The organism is Sporosarcina sp. P1, assembly GCF_002743155.1.
Lineage (GTDB): Bacteria > Bacillota > Bacilli > Bacillales_A > Planococcaceae > Sporosarcina > Sporosarcina ureae_B.
This window is the reverse complement of the sequence record NZ_PDYS01000010.1, coordinates 47,173-60,444: the sequence shown is the minus strand read 5'-3', so window position 1 is coordinate 60,444 and position 13,272 is coordinate 47,173. Positions and strand designations below refer to the sequence as shown.

Sequence of the window (13,272 nt, the reverse complement as noted above, 5' to 3'; positions counted from 1 at the left end):
TTTATTCGATCCGTTAAGGTGTACTCAAAAACGAACGGATCGCTTCTCTGTTTTTATCTAAATCAATATCAATTACAGATCCTGCATGGCTATATGAAGTGAAGGAATAACTGTCCTCCACTGGAATACGTAATGTCTGCAGATCTAGTTTCCGTTTTGCGATGACGGTTAGCACTTTTGTTAGCTCGTCTTTCGTCGTTAGATCCGTTTCAATGAAGTTATCGAGTGCGCCGGCTAATTTAGGTGCTTGCAAAACAGTCGACACACTAAACAGCTCGTCTTTCATCGCTTGAATGACTTCCTGTTGGCGATTGACTCGTCCAAAGTCGCCTTCATCATCTGCGCGGAATCGGGCATAACCGAGTAACTCCTTACCGTTCAACCGCTGTACGCCTGGTTTTAGCGTGACACCGATTTTCTCGGACATTTCATTCTGTACATTCATTTCGAGGCCTTTTGGAAACGTAATATCCATAATCGATTCGAAATTATCGAAATCGACGACTGCGTAGTGATGAATCGGAATATTGAACATCCCTGAAATCGTTTCTTTCGCTGTTTGCACTCCCCCTAAATAGTACGCGGTATTGAGCTTGTACGACTGATACCCTGGAATTTGTGCGTAAATATCACGCATGAATGAAATTAAGTGCGCAGTTCCAGCGGTTTGGTCCCAAGACAGCACCATCATCGTATCGGTACGATATTTTCCGGAACCGTCATTGTCGACGCCGAGCAATAAATAATTTTCCGTCGTCGGATCTTGTGGACTCAGTAAGTCGCCCTGAAATTCTCCAGGGTCAATCTTACTCCCAGCCGTCATGGCCTTGCCTTGTTTATATTGAAAGTAACTATACGCTGATATGGTGATCGTGAAAAGCAATAGTAGAGTCATAAAAACTCTGCCCACGCGTAATTTACGCTTCTTTTTTCTACGTTGTGGCTGTTGTTCGTCGAAGTGTTCGTCCATGTGGCATTCATTCCTCCATTATCCGTGTGTATCCTGTTATGAGGACGTTTCTGTTCACAACGGGTTGCGTCCAGTCACGAGCTTTGCTTGGCGGATCGACCTATTTGCAACGCTAGCATTAGCATTGCCACAAATAAAACAAGAAATACGAACAATGTAACGTAATGATTTTCGGTGTAGTCATATAACGAAGCGATTAGTAATGGTAAGATCCCACCGATGATTAAGCCACCTGTCTGCATCATGGCGGTCCATGAATTCGTTTCTTCGGCAGAATTCGTCGCGTCCATCGGCATCAGTAAACAGATCGGGAATAACCCACCAAGCGGAATTCCCATGAGGAGAACGCCAATGGCAAACCACAGCGGATCTGCTGTCCACATGAATCCGATGGAGATCATACCGAGCGCAAGAATGCTGACAAGTGCTGGCGTTCTGCTAGTAAACTTCTGTAAAACAATAGGAAAACCGATATTCATAAAAATTTGCACAATCGTCATAGCACTTAGTAATGTCCCCGCTTGGAGAAGTGTCATGCCGTTCGATACTGCAATGGGAACAAGATAAGTCAAAATAGAAAAGAATAACGCGGTCTGTAAACCAAAGAAAATCAGGAAGCTCCATGCCTGTTTACTGCGCCAAGGATTTTCCCCTTTATGCATGGGGGGCTTAGACACTTGCTTCACTTGGATCGGGTGTGCGGCGGTGATAGCCCACGCCATGATACCGACAATCGCAACGGCCGCCCAAACAGCAAGTGCGAATGAGTAGGAATGAGCTTTTTCATAAAAGACCCCTGTCAATCCTGTACTCAGCGTCGCCCCCATTCCCATACCAAATGAATAAATGCCGACGACGACAGCAACGTGCCTTGGGAAGTATTGTTTGATCAATGCCGATAATAACGGTCCAATAACAGCAATCGCGACACCCGCAATGAAAGCAGTTAGTAATAAAACACTGAACGAAGTGACAGAAAAACGCATGCCGGTTGCCACAGCAAGTAACAACAACATCAAGTACATCGTCTTATTCAAGCCGATTGTCTTATTTAGTATGGGTGCCAGCATGGCGAAGACGCCCATACAAATAACCGGAATAACAGTCAGGAGACTTACTTGAGTGTTCGACAACAGCAAATCATCACGAATGATGTCTAGCATCGGTCCGATTGATGTAATCGCCGGACGTAAGTTGAGCGCGACTATGAAAATCGCAAATAGTAATAGACCTTGGGTAGTTTTAGAGCGCAATACAAAGACTCCTTTTGTATGTAATACTTATCTAATATCTATCGTCATTATATTGTAAAACGAAATTATATACAGTACTAGTTCAAACATTCCATTTCACGTAATTTTAATGTATACTAGGAACATTGTGAAATTAGGAGGATATTATTTATGTTAGCAGTTAGTAATTTAAGTCTTCGCTTTGGCGACCGTAAGCTATTCGAAGACGTCAATATACAATTCAATCCAGGCAATTGCTATGGATTAATTGGAGCGAATGGCGCTGGTAAATCAACGTTTGTCAAAATTGTGTCAGGTGAACTTGAACCCCAAACAGGGAATGTGATTCTTGGAAAAGATGAGCGTTTGGCTGTCCTGAAGCAGAACCACTTCGAGTACGAAGACTTCGTCGTGATGGATTTAGTCATCATGGGTCATAAAGAGTTATATGAAGTCATGAAAGAAAAAGACGCGATTTATATGAAAGAAGACTTCTCCGACGAAGACGGTATGCGTGCAGCTGAACTTGAAGGTGAATTCGCTGAGATGAACGGATGGGAAGCGGAATCTGAAGCTTCTGTACTCCTTCAAGGCCTTGGCGTTCCTGAAAGTATGCATCACGTGACAATGGCGGAGCTTGACGGATCAAGCAAAGTAAAAGTATTGCTTGCACAAGCTTTGTTTGGTAAACCTGACGTATTACTACTAGATGAGCCGACAAATAACTTGGATCTAAAAGCAATTCAATGGCTTGAAGAATTCTTGATCAACTTTGAAAACACTGTCGTAGTCGTTTCCCACGACCGTCATTTCTTGAATAAAGTATGTACACATATCGCCGATCTTGACTTTGGTAAAATTCAGATCTACGCGGGTAACTATGATTTCTGGTACGAATCAAGTCAATTGGCTTTGAAACTATCCCAAGAATCAAACAAGAAAAAAGAAGAAAAAGTAAAAGAATTACAAGCGTTTATCGCACGTTTCAGTGCCAACGCATCGAAATCCAAACAAGCTACATCTCGTAAAAAGACATTGGATAAAATCGAGTTGGATGATATTAAGCCTTCTTCACGCCGTTATCCTTTCGTTAACTTTACAATTGGCCGCGAAATCGGTAACGACGTCTTGACGATTAAAGATGTCACCAAAACGGTGGATGGTAAAACGTTTATCAAAGATGCGACCTTTACACTCAATAAAGAGGATAAAGTAGTATTGATTGGTAATCCACTTGCAAAATCCGCTTTGCTCGATATGCTAGCTGAAGAAACAGAGCCGGATACAGGAGTGATCAAATGGGGCGTAACGACAACTCGTGCCTACTTCCCTATGGATAACTCGAAGTATTTTGAAGGATCCGAACCGACATTAGTTGATTGGCTTCGTCAATACTCTCCTGAAGATGAAACGGAAACATTCTTGCGTGGATTCCTTGGACGTATGTTGTTCTCAGGTGAAGAAGTGAAGAAAAAGCCGAACGTTTTATCAGATGGAGAAAAAGTTCGCTGTATGTTATCAAAAATGATGCTAACAAGCTCAAACGTTCTTCTTCTTGATGAGCCAACAAACCACTTGGACCTGGAATCTATCCAAGCACTTAACAATGGTTTGATCGCGTTCAAGGGTGCGATGATCTTCACATCTCATGACCATCAGTTCATCCAAACAATTGCTAATCGTGTAATCGAAATCAATGATGATGGAACAATCTTTGATAAAATGATGACTTATGATGAGTATTTGGAATGGAAAGGTAAGAAAGCTTAATTAGTAGTTAATATAGAGACTCCCCTTGAAGGAAAAACTTCTAGGGGAGTCTTTTGCGCTTGGTGTTACCAAGTGTTAAATTTAAGTGATGTAGTGTAACCGTTAATTGCCTGTGAGACAATCTAGAACCGCTAAAAACAAGAGACATCGCTACTTCATTTTTTATTGTCTCTTTTGCGAGTAATTGTCTTGCAGTGCTCTAGTAAGTAATGAGATGGATCGATCAATCTCGAACTTTATAGTATCTTTATAAGCTTTTACTTTCTCCTTATCGCCAATACGGTAGATGTAAAGTGTCTGCATTTCTGTCCCCTGCTTATGAACCGGGTGTCTGACGATCAGACCATCATTGAGTAAATCATGTAGAGACTTGTATACTTCAGACTTAGTTGGTCGATACCCAAGGTCCCTGAAATGATCTATAAGGTCATCTAATATTTGTAAGCCATACAAGTTCCCTTCTTCTGCCTTATTGAGCATATAGAGCTTTAAAAAGGCTCTTTGACGAATTACGAATGTACTCTTCATTGCTCTTCCCTCCTTGGTTGCTGTACGTGCATTATGTATAGTATACCAAATAATGAGATGCGAGTATTATTATAGTAATAAGGATTATTTGGAACCAGGTTTTGATAGAACTATTCAATATGTTTATAGACGGATGTATTTCGATAGTTATCAGTAATTCGTATACTTGGAGATTTTTTCGATTGCTATTTCAAAATAAATATTTATAAGAAAAAGAGACTTCCCTACTAAAAATGATTTTCAGTTTAGAAATTGAATTAAATGTACAAGATATTTGAGTGCCCAACTACACGCAATCCAGTAATCTACACACTGTCTTATTTTTATTTTCTATGAATAGCTTCCACTATTAAGGGAATAACACAAAGTAAAAGGAGGTTTTTCATTATGAAACGCAATCTTTGGTTTCTACTGGCTGCAATGCTTCTCATGCTCGCAGGATGCTCAAACAAGCCTGCTACGTCCATTGACGGTAAGACTGACTCTTCGACCAATCAAGAAGGAACGAACGATGACAAGTCACAACAACATGACAACAAAGATGCGAATCTGACCGATGTGGCTTTACTTGATTACTTTCTTCCGGACGGTTCCAGCGCGCATTATAAAGGTGTCGGTAATGAATTTGCTGAGCTAGACATTACCGTGGCAAGACCTGCGCAAGACTATGTCGTGATTCACGAAAATAACGGTGGTGCATTCGTTCAAAAAGTGTATAAAGTGGATGGAGATAAAATCCAAGTATTGCAGGAAGAACATATCGAGTTGGACGCTGGCGTTCCACCGACGGAAGAGCTGGAGTCCATGAAACCGATCCGAACCTATTTGAAAGGTCCTATTGAAGTAGGTACAACTTTTGATGACTGGAAGATTGTGGAGATGAATGCGTCAGTGGAAACTCCTTATCAGCAATTTGAAGATGCAGTCGTAATGGAGCAAGTGGGTAAAGACTTTGTGAACAGGATCTATCTCGTGAAGGATTTTGGGGAAGTAAAACGTGAATCGGTGATGAAGATGGAAGGCGAAGAAGAATTTGTCGTTACTTCTAGTCTAGAAACGGTGACACAACCGTAATTTTCTGCAAACAAAAAGGCGCCGCAATGGGCGCCTTTTCAAGTGGTTTAGATTTTAACAACGTTAGCTGCTTGTAGACCACGGTTACCTTCGACAACTTCAAATTCAACTTGCTGACCTTCGTCAAGAGATTTGAATCCGTCGCCTTGGATTGCTGAGAAGTGTACAAAGATGTCTTCTTCTCCGTCAACTTCGATAAAACCGAAGCCCTTTTCTGAGTTAAACCATTTCACTGTACCTTGTTTCATTCGATTACCTCCAAAAAAATATAAATACTTTAATACACGAACCTTAGCATACAAAAAAATTCACGTATTACAAAAGTTGCCGACGTCGCCGATCCCTTTTGTAATACGTGAATCACTTAGCATACGATCGTTCGATTAATTTACTTACATTTAGTATAACATATTGGGCTTCTTTGTCAATTAATAATAAACGCTTTTACTGAATGTTCTTACGATATGTTTGGTTCCCCGTCTATCAATACGATGAGACCGTGATACAACTGCAAATCTCCTTCGCAGCCATTGCAATAGTATTTTTCCGATGTGGACCAAAATGCATGGAAGCAGCCTTTACGAACTTCGTAATGCTCAAAATGCGGCTTCATCTTCCCGACCAGTTCTTTAATATATGATTCTGTGTCCATTTTATTCGTAAATGTTTTGGATGAGACACTATAGTCTCTCCACTCTTCAAACATCCACCACGGCTCAAAGTCCGCCTTCATGTATACCACTTCATACATTCAGTAAGCACTCCTTTACCTTGCGCTATGCAGGAATGATATTCATTCTAGCAAATTCGACTCGCTAATCAAAGTAAATTGATTCATGTTGCGTAATATATGAGTTTTCGTCCATTTTCGGCTATAATTGAGATAGGCTCCAGTAACCTTACTGTCTGCACGATAAATGAAACCTTTTCGTTGTTAATCCGTAAGTATTATATAGAGTCAGAATGGAAGGCGGCCTGAATCAACATGAATACTATAAAAAACTTCTTCACACGACATGTCATATTGGCTCCGACTAGTTTCCTGACGTGGGTGATCCTCATCGGCGGTACGAGCATGAACTTTTTCCTAGGCTCCGCTATCGGAATCGCACTGTATGCAGGAGGCAACGTAGCGATTAAAGAACTACAGTTACGCTCCACATTAAAAAAATTCGGGATGGCACGCTCTGAATATAAACATATTGAACAACAACTGAATGAATCAAAACGAAAGCTAAAACAGCTCGGTAATATGTACGGACAAGTCCGTTCCATCCAAGCATTCAGACAAGTATACGATATGTCTTCTATGGCTCGACGCATCATTAAGATCGTCCAGTCCAACCCGAGAAAGTTCTACCAAGTCGAAAGTTTTTTCTACGCCCATCTTGATTCCGTTGTAGAATTAACATCGAAGTACAGCCTGCTCGTTAATCAGCCATTAAAAGACCAAGATATCAAAGTCGCACTACAACATACCCGCGAAACGTTATCTGATTTGAGTCTCGAAATGGAACGAGATCTACGTAACGCTGTATCAACTGATTTGGAACAGCTCCGAATGGAAATTGATTACGTCGATATTACACTTAAGAGAGACAAACCGTTGCTCGAATCGAAAGGGGAACATTCTAATGACAGATAAAAACGTACTACAAGAAAAATCGGTGGACGACTTGCTCGGCAATCCATTCGATATGGATGCTAGCCTGCTTCCAAAAGAAATGGAGAATTCGCTGTCTGACACAGCCGCACCTGCTAAATTGATCGACCGATTAACACCTGAAGAACAAGATAAGGCAAGACAATTGGCTTCACAGATCCCTGTCGGTAATTACGAAGCCGTCATTTCCTACGGTGCCAATGCACAGAATGAACTATCTAACTTCTCTCATAAAATGCTCGATCACGTCCAAGGCAAAGACATTGGACCTGTCGGCGATGTACTGAATGAATTAATGGCCAAACTATCCGAAATCGATACAGATGATCTATCAGATAAAAAGAAATCGGGTCTTAGCCGTTTATTCAACAAGGCTACTCGCCCTATCAAAGAAATTATGACGAAATACGAAAAGCTTGGCACACAAGTCGATAAAATAAGCGTTCAACTAGAGCATTCCAAACGTGGTTTAATGGAAGACGTCCGCATGTTGGACAGTTTATATGAACAAAACAAAACGTACTTCCAAGCATTGAACGTCTATATCGCAGCTGCGGAATTAAAGATTGATGAAATCAATAGCACCATCATTCCGGAACTGCATAAAAAAGCACAGCAATCGGATGATCAAATGATGGTTCAAGAAGTTAACGATATGGCACAATTTGTTGACCGTTTAGAAAAACGCCTGTACGATTTGCAACTATCCCGTCAAATCACCATTCAGAGTGCTCCACAGATCCGTATGATCCAACAAACGAACCAAACGTTAGCTGAGAAGATCCAAGCGTCTATTATGACAGCGATCCCTCTGTGGAAGAATCAAATTGCGATTGCGCTAACACTAAACCGTCAGCAAAAGGCTGTGGAATCACAAAAGCTCGTCACAAAGACAACGAACGATTTGTTGCTTCGTAACTCCGAAATGTTAAAAGTGAATAGTATTGAGACAGCCAAAGAAAATGAAAAAGGTATTATTGAGATCGATACGTTGAAAACGACACAAGAGAACTTAATCCAGACGATCGAAGAAACCTTGCTGATCCAAGCAGATGGCCGTGCTAAACGCAAAGCCGCTGAGACTGAAATCGCTAGAATGGAACAAGACCTTAAGACTCGTTTACTCGCTGTATATGAAGAGTCACAAAACCGTCCCTCATAAGAGAGACGGTTTTTTTGGGGGAAAAATACTGGAAACTTGATTTCGTTTTATATGTACAAGACTGGATCGTTACACCGTGGGCAATGAGCGGATACGAGCTACGATAGAGCGCTTAACGTAAAGTATGAGCGCTTCTGGACCTTGATAGAGCGGTCGACAGCGACGATTGAGCGGATACGCATAAACTTTGAGCGCTTAGACGAATTAATGAGCGAAACGCGTACTTCTCTCACGGGCTTTCCATGATAAAATCCATCTTTCTTCCCATCCTATCACCCTCACATATAAAAAAGACGATTCAATGAAGAATCGTCTCTAAGTACCCTACTATTTATTCACCAATCAATTACTCAAAATACGTCTTATAATACCCGCCGACCTTACCAGAATTGTCTACCACAAAGATAAACTCTTCCGTCTCATTCTTCACTTCATAGGACTTCCCCACCGTCAGCATATTGCTAACCAAATACTTTGCTGCATCGGTATGTGTGCACGTCACTGTCTTTAACGTAGGTTCATCCAACCATTGTAAATATGACATGAAATCTCTCCTTCCTTAAATAAAAACGACCCGCTGATTAGCGGGTCGCTTGGCTTGTGCTGATTAAGAACCTAGTAGAAGGTCTTCAGGGTTTTCAAGCAACTCTTTAACCATCTTCAAGAATCCTACTGAATCTTTACCATCAATTACGCGGTGATCATAAGAAAGTGCAACATACATCATCGGACGAATTTCGATATTGTCCCCAATAGCTACTGGACGCTTCTGAATAGTATGCATACCTAAGATTCCTACTTGTGTACCGTTAAGGATTGGAGTAGACAATAGTGAACCAAATACTCCACCATTTGTAATCGTGAATGAACCGCCTGTCATATCAGCCATTGTCAACTTGTTGTCGCGTGCTTTTTTCGCAAGTTCTCCGATAGATGCTTCGATTTCAGCAAAGCTCTTACGGTCTGCATCCACAACGTTTGGTACAACTAGTCCGCCGTCAGTAGATACTGCGATACCGATATCGAAGTAGTTCTTCAATAGAATTTCATCGCCATCGATTTCAGCGTTAACGTATGGATATTTCTTCAATGCTGCAACTACTGCTTTCGTGAAGAATGACATGAAGCCTAGACGTACATCGTTTTGCTCGAAGAACTGATCTTTTTTGCGTGAACGAAGCTCCATCATTTTCGACATATCAATTTCGTTGAAAGTCGTCAACATCGCTGTTGATTGTTTTACTTCAAGCAAACGCTTCGCGATCGTTTGACGACGACGAGTCATTTTCTGACGCGTAATACGACCGTCATCTTTTGCTTCTGCTTTAGCAGCTGGTGCCGCTGGAGCTTTAGGTGCTGGAGCGTTGTTGTGAGCAGATACGTCTTGCGCGCGTACGCGTCCCATTGGATCAACAGGTGATACATCTGCAAGATTAATACCTTTTTCACGAGCCAGCTTGCGTGCTGCTGGGCTTGCAATCGTGCGGTCTGCTGAAGATGTTTCTTCCGTTACAGCCGCTGCTGGAGCTGGTGTTTCTTCTTTTTGCGCTGGAGCAGATGCTGCTTCAGTTGCTTGTGGAGCTGGTTGTGCCGGTGCACCTGAACCTTCGCCTACAATCGCGATTACTTGGCCAACTTCAACAGTGTCGCCTTCTGCAGCCAATAATTCAGACAAAACGCCTGCTTCTTCTGAAATGACTTCAACGTTCACTTTATCTGTTTCCAATTCAACGATGAATTCACCTTTTTCCACGTTTTCACCGGGTTGTTTTAACCATTTTGCAATTGTACCTTCTGTAATTGATTCTGCTAGTTCAGGTACTCTGATCTCTGCCACAATAAATTCCTCCTCGTAGGTATACCGTTTTCTAACGGATAAGCTACTTTATATAAGTAGTTTTAAATTTAATTGTAAAGCTCACGTACTTGTTATATCACTTTTTCAAAGCTTCTTCAATGATGCGGGTTTGTTCTTTTTTATGAGATGCACCATCACCTTCAGAAGGACTTGAACGCTTAATACGTCCTACATAAGAAATGTCCTTACCGTCAGCTAGTTTTTCTAGGAATGGATACGCGAATGACCATGTACCCATGTTCTTCGGCTCTTCTTGAACCCATACTAAATCTTTTACTTTCGGGTAACGTGCAACGATTTCTTTGATTTTGTCCGATGGGAATGGGTATAGCTGCTCTACACGTATAACGTGCAAGTAGTCGAATCCTTCGCCGTCTTTAATCTTCTCAGCTAAATCAATTGCCATCTTCCCGCTTGCGAACAAGATTTTTTTCACTTTTTCAGGTTTTGTTCCTGTACCAGGTTGTTCAAGAACGGTCTTGAAGTGACCTTCCGTTAAGTCTTCAACGTCCGCTCCAACTAGTGGATGACGAAGCAATGACTTCGGTGTAGCAATAACTAACGGACGTTCTGCTTCGCTGCCAAGAATCTTCGACTGACGACGCAATACGTGGAAGTAGTTTGCTGCACTGGAGATATTCGCGACTGTCCAGTTATTTTCACCACAAAGTTGCAGGTAACGTTCGATACGTGAACTGGAGTGTTCTGGACCTTGTCCTTCAAATGCGTGTGGCAACAATAGTACGAGGCCGGATTGCTGACCCCACTTCGAATAACTTGAAGAAACGAACTGATCGAACATGACTTGTGCCATGTTGGAGAAGTCACCGTATTGCGCTTCCCAAATAGACATCGTTTTGTCTTCTTCTAAGTTATAACCGAATTCATAGCCTACGATACCTGCTTCAGACAATGGGCTGTTATATGCCACGAATGATGCGTTAGATCCGCTAATATGATGCAATGGAACAAGTTCTTCACCTGTTTTTTCATCATGTAATACTAAGTGACGCTGTGCAAATGTTCCGCGCTGGATATCTTGTCCAGACATACGGATTGGCTTACCGTCTTGAATAATTGAACCGAATGCCAATTGCTCAGCATGTGCCCAGTCGATTTTACCTTTACCATTAAATGGCTCCAGGCGACGCTTCAAGATTTTATCCAATTTGTTGAACACTGTAAATTCAGCTGGATATGTCAACAACTCTTCATTCATTTGGCGAAGACGATCTTCCGCTACTCCAGTTTCGAGATCACGTGGAAGTCCAGCTTGTACGACGTCTGGCGTTGCGTTGGAAATTTCCGGTGCGTCTACTGATTTTTCTTTTACGTGATCATACGCTTGTTGCATAGTTGCGATGACCGACTTGTCCATTTCTTTCACTTCGTCGTCTGTCAGAAGCTTTTGCTCAACTAGACGCTGTCCGTAAATTTCACGAACTGTTGGGTGTTTATGGATTTCGTGGTACATCACTGGATTCGTCACGAGTGGCTCATCCATTTCGTTATGTCCGTAACGACGGTATCCGATCAAGTCGATCAATACGTCTTTACCGAATGCCTGGCGATATTCAAATGCCAGTTTTGCCACAGCAAGTACTTCTTCTGGGTGATCTGCATTCACGTGGAATACAGGCACTTCAAAGCCTTTTGCTGGATCGGATGCATAGTGTGTAGAACGGGAATCATAAAATTCCGTCGTGAAGCCAATCGTGTTGTTGGCGATAACGTGAACCGATCCGCCTGTTCTGAAACCGCGAACGCGTGAATAGTTGAATGATTCCGGAACGATACCTTGTCCTGGGAACGCAGCATCACCGTGTACTAAAATCGCATATGCTTTATTTGTATCTTGTTGTGGAATACCTGGGTTATCTGTGTTTTCCTGTGCAGCACGTGTCTGACCAGTAATCACTGGGTTTACCACTTCTAGGTGAGACGGGTTGTACGCAAGGAAGCGATTCATCCCAGATTTCCCTTTATGAAGTGCGCCCATATGGTATTTCACGTCGCCGAACCAACCGCGAGTTACTTCAAGAGATCCGTCTTTTGGCAAGAACGGTGAAGCCGGTACGCCAGCGAATTCTGCAAACATCATTTCGTATGGTTTATTTAAGTTGTGTGTCAATACATTCAGACGTCCACGGTGAGCCATGCCGATTAGCACTTTTTCCATTTTCGCTTCTTCAGAACGACGCATTAATTCATCGATTAAGACGACTAATGTGTCCACCCCTTCGATAGAGAAACGTTTTGCTCCAACAAATGTACGGTGAATGAATTTTTCAAATCCTTCAATTTCTGTCAAACGCTTAAGAAGTTGTTTTTTCTCGTCTCCTTGCAGTTTTGACTGTACGTCACCGTTTTCAATTTTTGATTGAATCCAGTTACGCTCTGTTTCATCGATCAAGTGAGAAAATTCGTATGCAATGGGACCCGTATAAAGGGACTTCAAGTAATTCATTGCATCTAATCCATTTTCAACTGTCGCTGGAACATTTTTCAAGAACAAAGTTGCTGGCAATCCGACCAGATCGCTTTCTGTCAATCCATGATATGACAGTTCAAGACGGGACGTATCTTTAGGTCGATCGTTTAATGGATAAATGTCTGCTGCAAGATGTCCATAAGAACGAATAGCTTCAAGTAAAGAATAAACGGCAAGCACTTTACGCAAATCCGTTTGAGAACCTTGCGCTACGACTGCCTCTTTACCTGACTCATCCATCTGAGGCGCACCAAAATTCCTGAATAGCTCTGCTAAATCAGGATCTACTGCATCTTGATCTGTTTTAAACAGATCGTACATTTCCATTACATACCCAAGGTTTGGACCCGAAAAATTAGAATACGGGGAACGATGGGAATCCACATTGTTCGACATGTAATATAACCTCCACATTTGCCTATTGGCTTGTTGTGTTTATTTTCACTACTTCTATACAATAATAGCACGCAAACATTAGAACTGAAAGGGATTAATCCTAATATGCGTAGTTTTCTGCAAAGTAC

The 13,272-nt window shown here is 41.9% G+C and carries 12 protein-coding genes; 4 read left to right on the top strand and 8 right to left on the bottom strand.

The features are described from left to right. Positions 1-13 precede the first annotated feature (13 nt). Together CSV73_RS11010 and CSV73_RS11005 are read right to left on the bottom strand one after the other, a co-directional pair. Positions 14-970, bottom strand: a complete 957-nt coding sequence (locus tag CSV73_RS11010; RefSeq protein WP_099627595.1) for an LCP family protein — start codon at positions 968-970, stop codon at positions 14-16. 74 nt (positions 971-1,044) lie between these two features. Continuing rightward, positions 1,045-2,223, bottom strand: a complete 1,179-nt coding sequence (locus CSV73_RS11005; protein WP_099627594.1) for an MFS transporter — start codon at positions 2,221-2,223, stop codon at positions 1,045-1,047. 150 nt (positions 2,224-2,373) lie between these two features. Between CSV73_RS11005 and CSV73_RS11000 the strand changes: the two genes are divergently transcribed. Continuing rightward, positions 2,374-3,972, top strand: coding sequence for an ABC-F family ATP-binding cassette domain-containing protein (locus tag CSV73_RS11000; protein WP_099627593.1), 1,599 nt, complete (start codon positions 2,374-2,376; stop codon positions 3,970-3,972). Between the two features lie 162 nt (positions 3,973-4,134). On the opposite strand, the gene CSV73_RS10995 is transcribed toward CSV73_RS11000, so the two are convergent. Continuing rightward, entirely contained in the window at positions 4,135-4,500 is a 366-nt protein-coding gene (locus tag CSV73_RS10995; protein ID WP_099627592.1) for a helix-turn-helix domain-containing protein, read from the bottom strand. Positions 4,501-4,887: 387 nt separating this feature from the next. Here CSV73_RS10995 and CSV73_RS10990 point away from each other — a divergent pair, with 387 nt between their 5' ends. Continuing rightward, complete coding sequence (locus CSV73_RS10990; RefSeq protein WP_099627591.1) at positions 4,888-5,574, top strand: hypothetical protein; 687 nt, start codon at positions 4,888-4,890, stop codon at positions 5,572-5,574. A gap of 47 nt (positions 5,575-5,621) precedes the next feature. Here CSV73_RS10990 and CSV73_RS10985 read toward each other — a convergent pair whose 3' ends face one another. Further along, a complete protein-coding gene (locus CSV73_RS10985) occupies positions 5,622-5,822 on the bottom strand; it encodes a cold-shock protein (RefSeq protein ID WP_085130730.1) in 201 nt (66 codons plus the stop codon). 209 nt (positions 5,823-6,031) lie between these two features. Further along, entirely contained in the window at positions 6,032-6,325 is a 294-nt protein-coding gene (locus CSV73_RS10980; RefSeq protein WP_099627590.1) for a DUF1033 family protein, read from the bottom strand. Positions 6,326-6,559: 234 nt separating this feature from the next. On the opposite strand from CSV73_RS10980, the gene CSV73_RS10975 reads away from it, so the two are divergent. Beyond that, on the top strand, positions 6,560-7,219 hold the full coding sequence (locus CSV73_RS10975) for a 5-bromo-4-chloroindolyl phosphate hydrolysis family protein (RefSeq protein ID WP_085130734.1): 660 nt from the start codon (positions 6,560-6,562) through the stop codon (positions 7,217-7,219). Next, complete coding sequence (locus CSV73_RS10970) at positions 7,209-8,399, top strand: toxic anion resistance protein (protein ID WP_085130736.1); 1,191 nt, start codon at positions 7,209-7,211, stop codon at positions 8,397-8,399. Before CSV73_RS10975 ends, CSV73_RS10970 begins: the two co-directional genes overlap by 11 nt. Before the next feature lie 346 nt (positions 8,400-8,745). Here CSV73_RS10970 and CSV73_RS10965 read toward each other — a convergent pair whose 3' ends face one another. The 3 genes from CSV73_RS10965 to CSV73_RS10955 all read right to left on the bottom strand — a co-directional run bounded on the left by CSV73_RS10965 (position 8,746) and on the right by CSV73_RS10955 (position 13,144). Further along, positions 8,746-8,943 carry a DUF6501 family protein gene (locus tag CSV73_RS10965; protein ID WP_085130738.1) on the bottom strand — a complete coding sequence of 66 codons (198 nt, stop codon included), beginning with the start codon at positions 8,941-8,943 and terminating at the stop codon, positions 8,746-8,748. A 63-nt stretch (positions 8,944-9,006) separates the two neighbouring features. Next, the gene (gene odhB / locus CSV73_RS10960) at positions 9,007-10,236 is read right to left on the bottom strand and encodes a 2-oxoglutarate dehydrogenase complex dihydrolipoyllysine-residue succinyltransferase (protein ID WP_099627589.1); all 1,230 of its coding nucleotides are present in this window, start codon (positions 10,234-10,236) and stop codon (positions 9,007-9,009) included. Between the two features lie 97 nt (positions 10,237-10,333). Further along, on the bottom strand, positions 10,334-13,144 hold the full coding sequence (locus CSV73_RS10955; protein ID WP_099627588.1) for a 2-oxoglutarate dehydrogenase E1 component: 2,811 nt from the start codon (positions 13,142-13,144) through the stop codon (positions 10,334-10,336). Between the last annotated feature and the right edge of the window lie 128 nt (positions 13,145-13,272).